Raw genomic sequence first — 17,371 nt, 5'->3', positions numbered from 1 at the left:
ATTAGCATCACTCACAAGGTGAATTCATGAGTTTAACTATAAGAGTGCTTCCAGTCTTAGACACCCTCTCCCTTAATAGCAAGTTCCTCATTACTACGCCTTAATCAACGTTTTTTTATTTTTTCTTATCTCTATTATATACATTCAAATGAAAAATGTACAATATTTTATGATATTTAGTAAAATTTTCAATTCATTAAACGAATTTAAACGGTTCCGTACTTAACTCAGAGGCCAGTGCAATATCGCCCATTAATTCATTTAATAAACTTGCAACATGTTGCTTCATAATACACTCTGCATGGTGTCCCACATCTAAAATGTTTAATCCCATCTCTTGAGCATCTTGGGCATCATGGAATCCGACATCACCTGTAATAAATAAATCAGCTTTCTTAGCCTTAACAGGTCCAATATAGCTACTTCCACTTCCACCAATAATCGCAACTGTTTTAATTTTTTTATTCAGCTTACCAACGAAGCGGGCATGTGAAACATTTAAAGCCTGTTTAACGTGTTGAATATACTCAGAAGCTTCAACTGGATTTTCAACTTGCCCAATACGTCCAAGACCATACTCAGCATCAGGCATCGTCACATTTAAGGCATACACATCATATGCCATTTCTTCGTAAGGATGTACCGTTTTAATTTTAGCAATCACACAACTTACTAAAGAAGTTGGAAGTACCCCTTCAATCTTCACTTCATCCACGTATTCAATTTCACCAGTTTGTCCGATAAACGGTTGACTACCCGCTAATGGTTGAAATGAACCGGTTCCTGAAGTCGTAAATGTGCAGTGTGAATAAGCACCAATCTGTCCAACGCCTGCATCTCCCATAACCTGACGAACATCTTCAACATGTGTGCTAGGAACATAAATCGCAATTTTTGAATATTCTTCACGTTTCGTCGGAATTAAAGGTTGAATGTTCATTAACCCTAGAGCATTAGCTAAACAGTCATTCATCCCATTTTTTGCGATATCAAAGTTGGTGTGCATAGAATACACACAAATATCGTGCTTGATGCAAAGCTCTACGATTTTCCCTTTTGGAGTATTCGTATTAATTGAAGCTAATGGACGATAAATAAATGGATGATGCGCCACGATTAAATTGGCTCCACGTTCAATCGCTTCTTCAACGACCGCCTTAGTTACATCGAGTGTCACTAAAACTTTAGTTAATGGGCGATTCACATTTCCGATATGTAATCCAATAGGATCTTTATCGTAAGCTAAATGTTTTGGAAATAAGACTTCCAATTGTTTAATGACATCTGAAATACTAAGACTCATTTATAACACCTCTTTTAATAATGCTTGGCGTTGTTTTAAACTCTCCAAACGTGGATGATTCACTGGTAATTGATGAATGATGGATTCATTTTTAGCAAATTCTTTACTCCATTTTGCATGGAAAACGTCATGTTCTTTGTTTAAGCGTAAAATTGGCCCAAATTCAATATCTAACTCGCTATAAGGGACTAATTCCTCAACTGGTTTAGCAACAATAATCTCATAGAACTTTCCTTCATCTAAAACGATTTTTTCATCAATGATTTCAAATTGATGTGCTGCTAGCCAAGCACGCAATAAGTTAGCATCAATATTAGGTTGTAAGACTAAACGTTGAAATGATTGAGACAATGAGATATTGTCTTCTAAAATAGAGACAATTAATTTCCCACCCATTCCAGCAATCACAACACCTTCAACTTCAGAAGGATTTAAAACCGTTAAGCCCGGACCTAAGCGTGTTTCAATTTTCTCATTTAAGTTGTATCGAGCAATTGTTGTTTTTGCTGCTTCTAAAGGACCTACCCCGATATCAGCCGCAATTGCTTTTTTTAATTGACCATTTAAAATACCTACACAAGGTAGGTATGCATGGTCTGTTCCAACATCCGCTACAGTTTGTAGTGGTGCTAGAGCATTTAAACATGTTTGTAAACGTAACGATAAATCGTAATTCATACTATCGAATCCTATTCTTCCATGAAGTCTTTTAAGCGACGGCTACGAGAAGGATGGCGTAGTTTTCGTAATGCTTTTGCTTCAATCTGACGAATACGTTCACGAGTTACACCGAATTCTTTTCCGACTTCTTCAAGTGTACGTGTGCGTCCATCTTCAAGTCCAAAGCGTAAACGTAACACGCGCTCTTCACGATCGGTTAACGTTTCTAAGACATCATCTAATTCTTTTTTAAGCATTTCGTTAGAAGCAAACTCAGATGGTGATAATGCATCCGCATCTGGAATGAAATCTCCTAAGTGTGAATCATCTTCTTCACCTACTGGTGATTCTAATGAAACGGGTTCTTGAGAGATTTTTAAGATTTCACGAACTTTCTCAGGTGAAATTCCCATTTTTTCTGAGATTTCTTCTGGTAATGGTTCACGCCCTAATTCTTGAACTAATTGACGTTGAATACGAACTAATTTATTAATTGTTTCAACCATGTGAACTGGGATACGAATTGTACGTGCTTGGTCAGCAATCGCACGAGTGATAGCTTGACGAATCCACCATGTTGCATATGTTGAGAATTTGAATCCTTTACGGTAGTCAAACTTTTCAACGGCTTTAATTAATCCCATGTTTCCTTCTTGGATTAAGTCTAAGAATAACATTCCACGTCCCACATGACGTTTTGCAATACTTACAACTAAACGTAAGTTTGCTTCAACTAGACGTTTTTTCGCGTACTCACCTTCATGAATCACGCGACGTGCTTCTTCATCACTTAACTCAGTAATTCCAATTAAGAATTCATTTCCATCATTTGCTTCTCCAGCATCTTTAATTAAAGAGTCAATACGCTCTAACAATTCAGCTGGAAGCTCTTCATTGCGACGACGTAAATCTAAAATCTCAGTCGAAATATCTCCGCGCTCAATTTTCTTCGCAAAGTTAATCTCTTCTTGGCTTGATAATAATTCAACACGTCCGATCTCTTTTAAGTACATACGAACTGGATCGTTGATTTTAAACTGTGATGTAAACTCAAAATCATCGAATTTTTCTTCTAAATCTACTTCATCCTCAGCATTAAAGTCAGCTGGGATGTTTTCATCATCTTCATCTTCGTTATCGAAATCAGGTAAGATTAAAACTGTTTCTTCCTCTTCTGCTTGAGCAACTTCTGGTTCAACAATTTTTTCTGATTTAACGATATCAATTCCTTCTGCATCATATAAATCTAAAAATGAACTAATCATTTCTGGGTCTAAATGAACTTGTTCAAAGTTATTATTGATTTCATCGTATGTTAAATAACCACGTTTTTTTCCTAACTTGATTAATTGATTATTAATTTCTAAAATCTTTTTTTCGTCAAGTACCGGATTTGACATAAAACCACTCCTTCTATTTCCCAAACTGTTGTTTGAGTTGATTTACTTTACCTAGTAATTCCAATTTCTCGTGATCTAATGTTGCTTCGCTAATTTGTTTTTTTAATTGCTCCATCTGAGCTCTATAAACATATTCTTTAACGACAGAAATTAAATCATAAATGACTTCATCACTTCCAAGGGGTGGAAGCGACTCGCACTCAAAAATAATATCTGTAATCGGCTTAACTAAGGCTTCGTCAATCCAATTTAAAAAATATTGTAAATTCATCGTTTCATGTGTCGTGTAATAATCTAAAATATATAGCACGATATTACGACGCGTTGGATCATTCAAATAACCATTTAACTCTTTTTCTACCTGTAAAGCGACACGGCGCTCTTTTAACATGTAGTGAATTAACATTTTTTCAGAACGTTCATATTTAGTATCTCGCACTTGTCTTGAATGTATCTGTAGGTTTTCGTTTTTATTGTTATTAATATTGGCATTTTTATACACTTGACTTTTGCTACTATTGAACTCCTGCAAAATACTTTGCTCACCTATTGAAATATCATACGCTAATTTTTTTAAAATTAACTCTTGCAGAGTGTGACTTTGCAAGGTATAAGCAAAATGGTAGATTTGACGTTTAAATTGCTCTCGATGGCTAACAAATTCTAAATTAAACTGTCGTTTAATATAACGATACTGATAATCGATAGCTGGAATTGCTTGATCAATTAACTTAGAAAAGGCCTCTTTCCCGTGTGTCTTAATAAACTCATCAGGATCCATTTTATTTGGAATTTCAACGACACTGACTGAAAAGTTTTGTGCCATTAAAATAGGAATTGCTTTATTCGCAGCAGCGAGTCCGGCTTTATCCCCATCAAAACATAATATAATTTGATCAGTTAGACGGCGTAATTCACGACTATGATCTTCGGTCAAAGCGGTTCCCATCGTCGCGACTGATTCAACAAATCCCGCTTCAACTGCGGAAATAACATCTAAAAATCCTTCAAATAATAAGACTCGATTATGACGACGAATCGCTAACTTAGCATCATTTAAATGATAAATAAGCTTTCCTTTTTGGAAAATAGGTGATTCAGGTGAGTTCACGTATTTCCCTAAATGAGTATCCCCTTCTAAGAAAACACGACCACTAAATCCAACCACGTGTCCGATTTTATCAAAAATAGGGAACATAATACGGGATTTAAATCGATCATAATATTGTCCATTATGCTCATTAAGTAAACCTAATTTCATCGCCACATCTAACGAATATCGATTATTAGCTAACGTTTTAACTAAAGCGTCCGAATAAGATGGAGCTAACCCGATTCCAAACTTCGCAATCGTTTCATCACTCATCCCACGATTATGAAGATAATCTAATGCCACTTTTCCTTCTTTTGTGTGATTTAAATAATAGTGATAAAATCCTTTAGCAAACTCTAAAATATCAAATTCATTTTTAAACTTAGCGTCTTGAATCGATTCATCTGATGGTAGAACAATGTTCGTTTCAATCCCCGCACGCTTGGCTAATTTTAAGATAGCTTGTGGATATGAAATAGCTTCAAGTGAAGAGACGAACGAAACGACGTTTCCTCCTTCTCCACAACCAAAGCACTTATAGATTCCTTTATCTGGTGACACGACAAAAGAGGGGGTATTTTCCCCATGGAAAGGACATAAACCTTTATAATTCTTCCCAGCTTTACTCAATTGTACATAGTCACTAATGACATCAACGATATCACTTTTTTCTACGACTTCATCAAATAATTCTTGTGGAATTCGACCCTTTCCCATCGTGTTCACCCTCTCTCCTATAATGTCTTAATTTTAAAATTTTAAAGCAACTTTATGTAGAAATTAAAATTGAATTTTTGAAGTAATGTACTCAACTAATTCATCGATTGCTACACGTTCTTGTTCCATTGTATCACGATGACGAACTGTTACTTTTTTATCTTCTAATGAATCATAGTCGAATGTGACACAGAATGGTGTTCCAATTGCATCTTGACGACGATAACGTTTACCGATTGTTCCCGCTTCATCATAATCAACCATCATATGTTTAGATAATTCTGCAAACACTTCCAATGATTGTTCATTCAATTTCTTAACTAATGGTAAGACCGCCACTTTGTAAGGAGCTAAAGCTGGGTGGAATTTTAAAACTTCACGTGTTTCTCCATTTTCTAACGTTTCTTCTTCATAAGCATCAATTAAGAACGCTAATGTCACACGGTCTGCTCCTACTGATGGTTCAATACAGTATGGTACATATTTTTCATTTGTTGTTGGATCTTGATATTCGAAGTTTGCTCCTGATTCTTTCATATGTGCTTTTAAGTCGAAGTCAGTACGGTTAGCAACTCCCCATAACTCTCCCCAACCAAATGGGAAACGGTACTCGATATCTGATGTTCCGTTACTGTAGTGACTTAATTCTTCTGGTGAATGTTCACGTTGACGAATATGTTCTGGATTCATTCCTAAATTTACTAACCAATTCCAGCAATATTGTTTCCAGAACTCATACCATTGTCCATCTTCACCTGGTTTACAGAAGAATTCTAATTCCATTTGTTCGAATTCACGTGTACGGAATGTAAAGTTTCCTGGTGTAATTTCGTTACGGAATGATTTCCCGATTTGTCCAATTCCAAATGGAATTTTTTTACGGCTAGTACGTTGAACATTTTTGAAATTAACGAAGATTCCTTGTGCTGTTTCTGGACGTAAATAAACAGCTGATTTATCGTCTGAAACAACTCCCATGTGTGTTTTAAACATTAATTCAAATTGACGAATATCTGTAAAATCATGAGCTCCACAGTCTGGACATGCAATATTGTGCTCACGAATATAAGCCATCATTTGTTCTTCTGTCCATCCATCAGCTACGATATCGTCTCCATGATCTTCGATTAATTTATCTGCACGGTGACGACTCTTACATGCTTTACAGTCCATTAAAGGATCACTAAATCCTCCAACGTGCCCTGATGCAACCCAAGTTTGAGGATTCATTAAGATGGCACTATCTAACCCCACATTATATGGTGACTCTTGGATAAATTTTTTCCACCAAGCTTTTTTCACGTTATTTTTTAATTCCACACCTAACGGCCCATAATCCCAAGTATTTGCTAATCCTCCATAAATTTCGCTTCCTTGGTAAACGAATCCTTGTGTTTTACACATATTTACGATTTTTTCCATTGTTACTTGACTCATTTTAACGCTCCTTCACTTAACAAAATTCTGGTCTCGTGAACATAGAGAAAATAAAAACTCCCATACCTATGCCACGAGCATAGGGACGAGAGTTATTCCCGCGGTTCCACCCTATTTGTAAAATCCTATGATTTTACCACTTTGTTAACTATGCTCAAAAGTTCCCTTCCTTAAGACCTTGAAATCTGGCTCCCACCTTCCCAGACTCGCTGCCATTCAAATGTTCAAAAGTACTACTCTTCGTCTTCACATAAATATTGCATTATACTACTACCATTATAGTATATCAATAGTTAAAAGACAATATACAAAAATACGAAAAACGACGGCAAAAAAACAATAATTACAACTAATAATCACACATTTATTAAAATTCATACATAAAGATAATTTATACAACATGACTCTTTCTACTTTCTATTATGCTTTTCAAATATAAAGTAGAAAAAGAAGAGCAAATTCGCTCTTCTTTAAATTTCTTTCATAAATTTCTTAGTCTGAAGATGTAAACCAGCATATGAATCATAATAGGCATCTAAAAATTGCTCAATTGGTTTCAACAATTCTTCTTCTAATTCAACCTCAGGTAAATGATTAATATCAACCTTATACAGTGCACGAACAATTGGAATAAGGGGAGCATCAATTAAAATAGGTTCCGCTGGGTGATAACACTTAGCACAAACTAATCCTCCTTGGCGTACACTCAGTGTTGCGATATGTTCTGTACTTCTACACACAGCACAGCAATCCATTACAGGCTCAATTCCAATAATCGGCATCATTTTAAGTTGAAAAATTAAACTTAATAAATAAGCTGAATAACCTTGTTCCGCTGCATCTAAGAAGTTTTTCAACATTCGATAAACATACGAACTGTACCCAGATTCTGACATACCTTTTAAAATCAATTCAATCATAAAATAAAAATAGGCTACATTTTCATAATCTAACTTTAAATTTAAATAATAGTCAACAACGTCTCCGCTATACACATAATACAGATCGCTATTGGCATTCGTTGAGGGTTTTAAATTAAAACGTGCACAGGTCAATGGCTGAACAAGTGCACTTTTTTTTGTATTAACTTTATTGGCGTTTTGTACGAAAACGCCAATAACCCCCTGATTCTCCGTCAGAACTTTAACAATTTTATGGTGTTCCCCATAGTTAAAGCTCTTCAATATAATTCCTTCAACATCAATTGCCACGCTACTCCTCCTCTGTAACTTTAGCAGGCTTTACATCAGCAATCTCTTCTGAGAACTCAGTATTTATATTGTCTATCGCTAACTTATCTGATTCTTTCATTAACAAATAGTGATCAATTTTTCCTGTACGTTTAAAGACTTCCCATTCTAGACTATTCATGTATGATCCCTTCTTACTAGCTACGCTATTATTTTTAGCCCCTGTACATTAGTATGGCTAAGAAGGGAAAATTTATGATAAACCAACTTTAATTTTGTCTTAAAAAGTCGAATTAATATTCTTTTTCGCTATATCCAAAGTCATTTAGATATAACTTTTTATTACGCCAATCTTTTTGAACTTTTACCCATAACTCTAAGTAAATCTTAGTTCCTAATAATTTGACGATATCTTTACGAGCTAATGTTCCGATGTCTTTTAACATCTTTCCACCTTTACCGATTAAAATTCCTTTTTGAGATGGACGCTCTACAACGATCGTTGCCATAACATCAATAACATTTTTCCCATCTACTTTTTCAATTTTATCAATCACAACAGCCACTGAATGAGGTACTTCTTCATGTGTTAAGTGTAATACTTTCTCACGAATTAATTCTGAAATAATGAAGCGCTCTGGATGATCCGTAATATGATCTGATGGGTAGAACTGTGGTCCTTCTGGTAATTCTTCTTTAATAACAGAAAGTAAAGTATCGATGTTTTCTCCTGTCATTGCTGAGATTGGAATAATCCCCGCAAACTCATGTTGATCACGGAATGTCGCAATCACTGCTAATAACTCTTCTTTTGTAATTAAATCAATTTTATTGATTACTAAGAAGACCGGTTGTTTAACTGATTTTAAATGCTCTAAAATGAATTGATCTCCGCGACCTAACTTTTCAGTGGCATTTACCATGAACATAACGGCATCGACTTCATTTAATGTTCCAATTGCTAAATCAGTCATGAATTTACCTAACTCATGCTTAGGTTTATGGATTCCTGGTGTATCAATAAAAATCGTTTGTGAATCGTGATCCGTAATAACCCCTTGAATTTTATTTCGTGTCGTTTGTGGTTTATCACTCATAATAGCAATTTTTTTCCCTAAAACTTTGTTTAAGAATGTTGATTTTCCAACATTAGGACGCCCAATGATAGAGACAAACCCTGATTTAAATGTTTCGTTAGTCATTATAGATCCTCCGATGTGAATGAATATGGTAATAATTCTGCGACTGTGTATGTTTTTACTTCATCTTTGTTACTTAATAAAATAACTTGTGCATCTTGTGGCATTAACTCACTAATCACTTGACGACAAGCTCCACATGGTGAAATTGGACGATCTGTATTAGCAACAACAGCAATCGCTTCAATATCGTCGCGACGATAACCTTTTGTAAAAGCTGTAAATAAAGCAGAACGCTCTGCACAATTTGTTAATCCAAATGAAGCATTTTCAACGTTTGCTCCATTAATAATATTTCCATCTTTTAATTTTAAAGCCGCTCCTACTGGAAATTTAGAATAAGGCACATAAGCATTTTGATAAGCTTCTTTTGCTGCTGCGATTAAGTCTGCATACATTTCTTTCATAAACTCTTCACCTACTATTTAAATATATATGGAAGAAAGATAATTCCTCCGATAATTGTCGCAAAAATAGCTGCGACAAGAACCGCTCCTGCGGCAACATCCTTTGCAATTTTAGCATAAATATGATACTCAGATGTCACTAAATCAACCGTTCTCTCAATAGCGGTATTCACCATTTCCAAACAGATGACTTGTGCACTGATGAGTAGAATAATTACAAGCTCTACTTTACTAATACCAAAAGAAAGGCCACTTAAAACAGCAGCCAAAGCTGCTGTATAGTGGACCTTTATATTACGCCCTATTACAAACGATGTCAAGATACCACAAAAAGCATGTTGAAAAGATTTTATTAATGCTTTAACGGAATGTTCCTCTTTAACGTCGAATTCCGAGCGCATTTAAGACATCCTCCTGTTTACCAAACATGATTTTCTCTTCTTCTGGCTCTATATGATCATAACCTAACAAATGAAGACATCCATGAACAGCAAGGAAACTTAATTCACGTTCAAATGAATGTCCATAACGCTCAGCTTGCTCACGTGTTCTTGGTAAAGAAATAAAAACATCTCCAAGCATTCGAGGCATTGGAATTCCTTGAATTTTAATTTCTCCCGGCATTTCATCTTCAATAGCAAACGTAATAACATCTGTTACGGCATCTTTTTGACGGTAGTTCGCATTAATCTCACGAATTTGCTCATTATCAACGAAGATAAAACTGCACTCTAACATCTCATTTGTCAAATTTTCTTGTTTAATCGTTTCATTAACTACTGTTGTAATCATTGCTTCATAAGTCTCAACCGACTCACTCGTTTGATTATAAAATTGGATATCTACTCCCATATCTGTTACTCCTTTTTACTCACCAGTCTTTTCATAGCTTTCAATAATTTTTTGAACAAGCGTATGACGAACAACGTCAACTGTTTCGAATTGAACAAATTCAATTCCTTTTACATCTGATAAAATTTCTTTTGCATGTTTTAAACCTGATTTTACTGGTTTAGGTAAGTCAATCTGAGTCTCATCACCTGTGACTACCATCTTAGAATTAAATCCTAAACGCGTTAAGAACATTTTCATTTGCTGTTTCGTTGTATTTTGTGCTTCATCTAAAATGATATACGCATCTTCAAGGGTACGACCACGCATATAAGCAAGTGGCGCAATCTCAATAATTCCACGTTCAATCATTTTTTCTGTTTGTTCCAGACCTAGTACATCATATAATGCATCATATAGCGGACGTAAATATGGGTCAACCTTTTCTTTTAAATCTCCTGGTAAAAATCCAAGGTTTTCTCCCGCTTCAACGACTGGACGCGTTAAGATGATTTTACGAACAATATTCTTTTTAAGTAACGCAACACCAATCACAACCGCTAAATAAGTTTTTCCGGTCCCGGCTGGTCCAATTCCAAAAACAAGGTCATTGTCTTGAATTTTACGATAATATTCTTTTTGATTGAATGTTTTAGCATAGATGGTTTTTCCTTGAATCGTTTTGATAATTTTATAACGCTCATCAAAGAGTGATTCTAATTCACCTAAACGATGCTGTTCATTCATTTTTATTGCATATAACACATCACGTTCTGTAATTTCTTTTCCTTTACGATGTAACTCCACAAGTGCTAATAACACTTGACGAATAATTTCGGCTTTTTTCTCATCACCGAATAAATACAACTGATCGCCTCGTAATGAAATCTCGACATTGTAGTAATCTTCAAAGATTTTTAAATGTTTATCATGATGTCCAACAACTGAGATTGTCTCATCAATAGTTTCAAACACTGCAGGTATTTTAATAGGGTCTTTACTCATAATTCAGCTCCTCTAATATGCAATATTTTCGTATATTGTCAGATGACACTTATAAATAAATTGTGTCTCTGTCTCTTCTTCTGATATTATCTCCAAATTCTTAATGATAAACTCCCCATCTGTCTCTTGTTTAAATTTATTTTTAACAAGTGTCAGAAGATTTGCCTTTAATTCTTCAGAAGTATTTACTCTCATTATATCACGTTTTTCATAATATTGTCTTTTTTCTAAATAAAGGGGAGATTCTTCCATAAAAAAGAATGGATTGTACTCTTTTGTCACTTCTTCATACTTCTCATAAGCAATCTCTTGTGAAAGAAAGTTAAACTCCATTCCACCCAGATGGAGAACATAAGTAGTTTGTTTGTTAGCTGTAAAACCTTCTTGTACATCAACTTTTTCCGCCGTCACATTAACTTCATACCAGGTATCTGCCCAAACTTCTCCCTTAGCCGTATCTTCAATAGGTATAATTTCAGTTGTATACGGTTGCTCGACATAGCATGTAACTAATGGATCCCCTTCTTTAACCAGCTGGTTTTGTTCAACCAACACCCGACAACTTGAAACTTTATAATTTTTAATGATCCCTGAACGCTTCGCATATAGTGTGTCAGAATAAGTATCTAAATCATCACGCTCATCCACTGGTGTATTATAAACATCGAAAACGATATCTGTTCCTTTTCGATAAATATTTATCCAAACATATTCATTATAATACGCTTCAAGTTCAGTTTTTATATCTTCAACCTCACTTTTTAAAAAGTGAAATGGTCCAACCTGATTAAAATGGGGCTCAAGTAATGCCTCTAACTCTTGTTGTTCTTGAGTATTTAAATTCCCATTAATTCGATAACCAATTGTATGTTTATTCATCAAAATCATTAATACACACGTTAAAGCGACAATGGGAACAATAATTTTCAAGATGGCAGGATAAATCGATAACTCTGTCACAATCGGATAACGAGTTTCAAGCTGTTTGGCTACATCCTTTCGAATTGTAACCAAATAGCCATCTTCATGTTTTTTCACCCCATAAATCATTATATTTTGACGCCTGAGCTGGGTGACTTCTGTCATAGAAGGCACTATAATTTGTACTTTTGTTATAAAGATACTTAACCATTTATTATTCATCCATATCACCGACTATTTCTATTTTTTTTATCCCATCACTTTCAATTCGAATGACTAAATCACCATACTCTTTAATACGTAAGTTCACCCCAAAAATCACATAGCGGTTATCTGGGGTCTTCAAAATACAAGATTCCTCTGTAAAATTCTCTACCGTACAACGATCATTGACAATGACGCTTTTATTCTGTATGAGTTGAATAAGAGGATAACTCAAGGCTTGCTTAAAGATTAATGATTCAACCTTATTAATCATTTCCATTCTATCACCATCGTTTTTGTCTTAACTCTTCTTATACTCATAAGATTGTATGAGATGACACCTTGGAATATGAACATTTACTTAAAAATGCTTTTGATAAACTACATGAAGCCGCCATTTTTACTCTAAATTTAGATACACTACCAATCTATTACTGATTTAATTAGAATAAAAAAATCGATTCTCTAAAGAGAATCGATTTTTTTATTCTATATCTTCAACCACAAATTTAAAGACCTCAGCATCAACCATATTTGTTCCAACTGAGTTTAAATCAACAGGTTTAAGTATTGTATTTAATTTAGTTATCCCATCAATTGTTAAAATTGAAACCTCTTGTTTTGGTAAAACCTTGATACAATCAACAAATTGATGTGGATTTGATTTAATGGTTTTAATTCCTAAACATCCCTTTTTGTTACGCGTTGATAACGCAATGTCTTTTACTTTTAATTTTTTAATATTTCCACGTTGCGTTAACAGCAAAATTTCATCATTAACAGAGGCTAAAACAACTTTAATTAATTGATCACCTGCTCCTAATTGAATCCCTTTGACTCCCATCGCCTTTAATCCAGTTGGGGTAATTTCATCATCACTAAACTTTAACAAATATCCATTTTTTGTTACCATAATGACATCGTTCATAAACGTACAACGAATGACTGAAATTAATTCATCATCTTCTTTAACCGACATGGCTACCATGGCACGGTTATAACGTGTCACCTCAAAATCACTTAATCGAGTTTTCTTAACCATTCCGCTTGCAGTCGTAAAGAAGAAGTACTCTTCCGTTTTGAAATTAGAAACCGCATGTACCGCAATAATTTTTTCTTCTGAATCCATCGTCACTAAGTTTGAAACGTGTTGACCAATATCTTTCCACTTAAACTCAGGCAACTTAAAGACTGGTAAATAAATAAAGCTTCCTCGATTTGTAAACATGACAAGTGTTTGAAGCGTATCTAACTGAAGTTTAGCAACTAATTCGTCGCCTTCTTTCATCGTTGACGTATCTGATTTTGTAGCATTGTAAGAACGTAGACTTGTACGTTTAACATAGCCATCTTTTGTGATTGCAACCATGACATCTTCCTTAACAACCATATCTGTTTCCTCAATTTTGATTTCTTGGATATGTTTTTGAATGACACTACGGCGAGGTGTTTCAAATTGCTTTTTAACTTGTTTCAACTCATCTTGAATCACTTTTAACAGTTTAGTTTCACTACTTAAAATAGCTGTTAATTCTTGAATAGTTTTTGTTAATTCTTCATTCTCTTTTTCAAGAGCTGTGACGTCTGTATTAGTTAAGCGATATAACTGTAACATCACGATAGCTTCTGCTTGACGCTCACTGAATCCAAAGGCTTGAATTAAATTTTTCTTCGCATCTGCTTTGTCTTTTGAATGACGAATAATTTGAACGACTTCATCTAAAACAGACACCATTTTAATTAACCCTTCAACAATGTGTTGACGTTCACGAGCACGTTTTAAATCGAAGTTTGAGCGGTTAGTTACCACTTCTTTTTGATGTTGAATATACGCATCGATTAAATCCATTAATCCCATTAAGACTGGACGCTTATTATGAATGGCAACCATGTTAATGTTATAAGAGATTTGTAAATCAGTATTTTTAAATAAGTAATTTAAGACGATTTCTGATTTAACATCTTTTTTAAGTTCAATGACGATTCGTAATCCATTGCGGTCCGTTTCGTCACGTACTTCCATGATTCCTTCAACTTTTTTATCAATACGAAGATCATCAATTTTCTTCACTAAATTTGCTTTATTCACTTCATAAGGAATTTCAGTGACAACGATTTGTTCACGTCCTCCACGAACTGGTTCAATCTCAGCTTTGGAACGAATGACAATACGACCTTTTCCAGTTGTATAGGCTTTTTTTATTTCTTGTTCCCCTTGAATAATAGCACCTGTTGGGAAATCTGGACCTTGAACAAACGTTAAGATATCATCTAATGCACATTGTTTATGATTCATTCGATAAATAACGGCGTCAATAATCTCACCTAAGTTATGGGGGGGGATATCAGTTGCATAACCGGCTGAAATCCCTGTTGCCCCATTTACTAATAAGTTTGGGAAAAAGGCTGGTAATACTGTTGGTTCTGTCATCGAATCATCAAAGTTTGGAACAAAATCAACTAAGTTTTTATCGATATCTTTTAATAACAATCCTGAAATAGCTGATAAACGAGCTTCCGTATAACGCATCGCGGCTGCTGGATCGCCATCAATACTACCATTATTCCCATGCATTTGAACTAATGGTTCACGAAGCTTCCAATCTTGTGATAAACGCACCATAGCATCATAAACGGAAGAATCTCCATGAGGATGATAGTTACCAATCACGTTACCGACTGTTTTAGCCGATTTACGGAATGGTTTTTCATAAGTATTTCCGTCTTTATACATCGCATATAAAATACGTCGTTGTACAGGCTTCAATCCATCTCGCACATCTGGTAATGCACGATCTTGAATAATATATTTCGAGTAACGTCCAAAACGATCACCCATAATATCCTCTAAACGCATGACCTGCACACGTTCTTGGGTAGCTTTATTCATAAATTACACCCTTTCTATGTCATAATCATCTTCCATGGTAAAGTCGACATTTTGCTCAATCCATTCTCGACGAGGCTCAACTTTATCTCCCATGAGTGTTGTCACTCGATGATCTGCGTCCGCAGCATCTTCGATGGTTACTTGAATTAAAGTTCGTGTTTCAGGATTCATAGTTGTATCCCATAACTGATCGGCATTCATCTCACCAAGACCTTTGTAACGTTGAAGGGTATAACCTTTTCCAACTTTTGCAATAACATCATTTAACTCTTCATCTGTCCAAGCATATTCAATGACTTGTTTTTTACCTTGACCTTTTGAAACTTTATAAAGTGGTGGTAAAGCAATATAAACCTTTCCTGCTTCTACTAATTCTTTCATGTAACGGAAGAAGAATGTTAAAAGCAACACTTGAATATGCGCACCATCAGTATCGGCGTCGGTCATGATAATAATTTTATCGTAATTAACATCGCTTAATTCAAAGTTCGCCCCTACTCCGGCACCAATAGTATAAATCATCGTATTGATTTCTTCATTTTTAAAGATGTCTTCCATTTTTGCTTTTTCGGTATTAATCACTTTACCACGCAATGGAAGAATCGCTTGAAAGGCACGGTTTCGACCTAGTTTAGCTGAACCGCCCGCCGAATCCCCCTCGACTAAGAATAACTCATTCTTTTGTGGATTCTTTGTTTGTGCTGGCGTTAGCTTCCCAGATAAATTAGTTTCTTTTTTCTTTTTTGTTTTCCCGCTACGTGCATCTTCACGTGCTTTACGAGCCGCTTCTCGAACTTGAGCCGCTTTCACTGCCTTCTTAATTAACTGTGTCGCAACTGCTCCATTTTCATTAAAGAAGAATGTTAACTTTTCGGCAATAACGTTATCTACAGCTGAACGTGCTTCTGGTGTTCCAAGCTTTGCTTTCGTTTGTCCTTCAAACTGTAATAAACGCTCTGGAATACGAACAGAAACAATTGCTGCTAATCCCTCTCGAATATCAGCACCTTCTAAGTTTTTATCTTTTTCTTTTAAAAGTCCGTTACGACGGGCATAATCATTAAAAATACGGGTTAAGACAGCTTTTGCACCTGTTTCATGTGTTCCACCATCTTTTGTACGGACATTATTAACGAATGATAAAATATTTTCTGAATAGCTTCCCGAGTATTGGAAGGCAAAATCAACTTCAATATCTTGGCTCTCACCTTCAAAATAGACGACTTCATGTAACGTATCTTTACCTTCATTTAAAAAGCTAACAAACGATTTAATTCCGTCCTCATAGTAGAACGTTTCTTCTTTATCATTTCTTAAATCAACTAATTCAATTTTTAATCCTTTTAGTAAAAACGCTGATTCTCGTAATCGTTCACTTAAAATATCAAAAGAATAAACTGTTGTTGAAAAAATTTCTGGATCTGGCTTGAAAGTCACTAATGTTCCTGTTTCTTTTGTTTTACCCATCACTTCAAGTCCCGTAACCGGATGTCCACCCTTTTCAAAGCGTTGACGGAAAATAGATCCATCGCGTTTAATTGTTACCTCTAACCATTCCGATAAGGCATTGACTACACTGGCCCCTACACCATGTAATCCACCTGATGTTTTATAACCACCCGTTCCAAACTTTCCACCCGCGTGTAAAACTGTATAAATAACTTCAGGAGTTGGCTTTCCCGATTTATGCATTCCGGTAGGAACTCCACGTCCACAGTCTTGGACACTAATACTATTATTTTCATGAATTGTTACTTTTATATAATTACCGTAACCGGCTAAAACTTCATCAATAGCATTATCAACAATTTCATAAACGAGATGATGTAATCCACGGCTATCTGTAGAACCGATGTACATCCCAGGTCTTTTTCGTACCGCTTCTAATCCTTCAAGTACCTGTATCGAATCTTCGTTATAATTTAAGTGCGTCGACATGATGACACTCCTTTCTCTTTCCATTATCTCATTTTAAAAGATTTTACCTCAGAATAAAAGAGATTATTTGCACAAATTCATCGAACTTTTGTTTTATTTCTATACAAAATAAAAGTATTATACCTTAATTAGAATACGAATAACAGTGTGAAATATGTCGAAAAAGAAGTTTTTTA

16 protein-coding genes and 2 other annotated features (1 of these 18 cut by a window edge) are annotated in these 17,371 nt (G+C 35.1%); all 16 genes read right to left on the bottom strand.

What is annotated here, in order from left to right; all coding sequences use genetic code 11:
- Positions 1-117 (bottom strand) — a binding site (T-box leader) (it extends 88 nt beyond the left edge of the window).
- Positions 118-196: 79 nt separating this feature from the next.
- Positions 197-1,303, bottom strand: a complete 1,107-nt coding sequence (locus AT726_RS09830) for a Nif3-like dinuclear metal center hexameric protein (RefSeq protein ID WP_055276339.1) — start codon at positions 1,301-1,303, stop codon at positions 197-199.
- A complete protein-coding gene (locus tag AT726_RS09825; RefSeq protein WP_055241207.1) occupies positions 1,304-1,981 on the bottom strand; it encodes a tRNA (adenine(22)-N(1))-methyltransferase in 678 nt (225 codons plus the stop codon).
- Between the two features lie 11 nt (positions 1,982-1,992).
- Entirely contained in the window at positions 1,993-3,363 is a 1,371-nt protein-coding gene (gene rpoD, locus AT726_RS09820; protein WP_055241209.1) for an RNA polymerase sigma factor RpoD, read from the bottom strand.
- A gap of 13 nt (positions 3,364-3,376) precedes the next feature.
- Complete coding sequence (dnaG, locus tag AT726_RS09815) at positions 3,377-5,173, bottom strand: DNA primase (RefSeq protein ID WP_068759496.1); 1,797 nt, start codon at positions 5,171-5,173, stop codon at positions 3,377-3,379.
- Between the two features lie 63 nt (positions 5,174-5,236).
- Positions 5,237-6,610 carry a glycine--tRNA ligase gene (locus AT726_RS09810; protein ID WP_055241213.1) on the bottom strand — a complete coding sequence of 458 codons (1,374 nt, stop codon included), beginning with the start codon at positions 6,608-6,610 and terminating at the stop codon, positions 5,237-5,239.
- Between the two features lie 78 nt (positions 6,611-6,688).
- Positions 6,689-6,866 (bottom strand) — a binding site (T-box leader).
- A gap of 214 nt (positions 6,867-7,080) precedes the next feature.
- Positions 7,081-7,821, bottom strand: coding sequence for a DNA repair protein RecO (gene recO / locus AT726_RS09805; RefSeq protein WP_068759495.1), 741 nt, complete (start codon positions 7,819-7,821; stop codon positions 7,081-7,083).
- Position 7,822: 1 nt separating this feature from the next.
- Positions 7,823-7,981 (bottom strand): YqzL family protein, encoded by a 159-nt coding sequence (locus AT726_RS12620; protein ID WP_082704896.1) that lies wholly within the window; start codon positions 7,979-7,981, stop codon positions 7,823-7,825.
- 112 nt (positions 7,982-8,093) lie between these two features.
- Positions 8,094-9,002, bottom strand: coding sequence for a GTPase Era (era, locus tag AT726_RS09800; protein WP_068759494.1), 909 nt, complete (start codon positions 9,000-9,002; stop codon positions 8,094-8,096).
- Positions 9,002-9,406 carry a cytidine deaminase gene (gene cdd / locus AT726_RS09795; RefSeq protein WP_055276331.1) on the bottom strand — a complete coding sequence of 135 codons (405 nt, stop codon included), beginning with the start codon at positions 9,404-9,406 and terminating at the stop codon, positions 9,002-9,004. Before cdd ends, era begins: the two co-directional genes overlap by 1 nt.
- A 14-nt stretch (positions 9,407-9,420) precedes the next feature.
- On the bottom strand, positions 9,421-9,807 hold the full coding sequence (locus AT726_RS09790) for a diacylglycerol kinase family protein (RefSeq protein ID WP_068759493.1): 387 nt from the start codon (positions 9,805-9,807) through the stop codon (positions 9,421-9,423).
- Positions 9,785-10,258: an rRNA maturation RNase YbeY gene (ybeY, locus tag AT726_RS09785; protein WP_055241222.1), complete on the bottom strand. Its 474-nt coding sequence runs from the start codon at positions 10,256-10,258 to the stop codon at positions 9,785-9,787. The genes AT726_RS09790 and ybeY overlap by 23 nt, the downstream gene beginning before the upstream one ends.
- Before the next feature lie 15 nt (positions 10,259-10,273).
- A complete protein-coding gene (locus AT726_RS09780; protein ID WP_055241225.1) occupies positions 10,274-11,242 on the bottom strand; it encodes a PhoH family protein in 969 nt (322 codons plus the stop codon).
- 12 nt (positions 11,243-11,254) lie between these two features.
- A complete protein-coding gene (locus AT726_RS09775; protein ID WP_237297078.1) occupies positions 11,255-12,280 on the bottom strand; it encodes a sporulation protein YqfD in 1,026 nt (341 codons plus the stop codon).
- Positions 12,281-12,377: 97 nt separating this feature from the next.
- The gene (locus tag AT726_RS09770; RefSeq protein WP_055241229.1) at positions 12,378-12,647 is read right to left on the bottom strand and encodes a YabP/YqfC family sporulation protein; all 270 of its coding nucleotides are present in this window, start codon (positions 12,645-12,647) and stop codon (positions 12,378-12,380) included.
- 204 nt (positions 12,648-12,851) lie between these two features.
- On the bottom strand, positions 12,852-15,257 hold the full coding sequence (parC, locus tag AT726_RS09765; RefSeq protein WP_068759491.1) for a DNA topoisomerase IV subunit A: 2,406 nt from the start codon (positions 15,255-15,257) through the stop codon (positions 12,852-12,854).
- Between the two features lie 3 nt (positions 15,258-15,260).
- Entirely contained in the window at positions 15,261-17,195 is a 1,935-nt protein-coding gene (parE, locus tag AT726_RS09760) for a DNA topoisomerase IV subunit B (RefSeq protein WP_055276326.1), read from the bottom strand.
- Positions 17,196-17,371: the final 176 nt, after the last annotated feature.

Source organism: Turicibacter sp. H121, from assembly GCF_001543345.1.
Classification (GTDB): domain Bacteria; phylum Bacillota_I; class Bacilli_A; order MOL361; family Turicibacteraceae; genus Turicibacter; species Turicibacter bilis.
Note: the sequence above shows the minus strand (reverse complement) of the source record. Positions and strands in the feature narration are given on the sequence as shown.

Coding starts and splice junctions, on each gene's coding strand:
- rpoD (WP_055241209.1), bottom strand. CDS start 3,363: ATGTCAAATCCGGTACTTGACGAAAAAAAGATTTTAGAAATTAATAAT.
- dnaG (WP_068759496.1), bottom strand. CDS start 5,173: ATGGGAAAGGGTCGAATTCCACAAGAATTATTTGATGAAGTCGTAGAA.
- AT726_RS09825 (WP_055241207.1), bottom strand. CDS start 1,981: ATGAATTACGATTTATCGTTACGTTTACAAACATGTTTAAATGCTCTA.
- AT726_RS09810 (WP_055241213.1), bottom strand. CDS start 6,610: ATGAGTCAAGTAACAATGGAAAAAATCGTAAATATGTGTAAAACACAA.
- era (WP_068759494.1), bottom strand. CDS start 9,002: ATGACTAACGAAACATTTAAATCAGGGTTTGTCTCTATCATTGGGCGT.
- AT726_RS09780 (WP_055241225.1), bottom strand. CDS start 11,242: ATGAGTAAAGACCCTATTAAAATACCTGCAGTGTTTGAAACTATTGAT.
- AT726_RS12620 (WP_082704896.1), bottom strand. CDS start 7,981: ATGAATAGTCTAGAATGGGAAGTCTTTAAACGTACAGGAAAAATTGAT.
- AT726_RS09830 (WP_055276339.1), bottom strand. CDS start 1,303: ATGAGTCTTAGTATTTCAGATGTCATTAAACAATTGGAAGTCTTATTT.
- ybeY (WP_055241222.1), bottom strand. CDS start 10,258: ATGGGAGTAGATATCCAATTTTATAATCAAACGAGTGAGTCGGTTGAG.
- AT726_RS09790 (WP_068759493.1), bottom strand. CDS start 9,807: ATGCGCTCGGAATTCGACGTTAAAGAGGAACATTCCGTTAAAGCATTA.
- cdd (WP_055276331.1), bottom strand. CDS start 9,406: ATGAAAGAAATGTATGCAGACTTAATCGCAGCAGCAAAAGAAGCTTAT.
- AT726_RS09770 (WP_055241229.1), bottom strand. CDS start 12,647: ATGGAAATGATTAATAAGGTTGAATCATTAATCTTTAAGCAAGCCTTG.
- parC (WP_068759491.1), bottom strand. CDS start 15,257: ATGAATAAAGCTACCCAAGAACGTGTGCAGGTCATGCGTTTAGAGGAT.
- parE (WP_055276326.1), bottom strand. CDS start 17,195: ATGTCGACGCACTTAAATTATAACGAAGATTCGATACAGGTACTTGAA.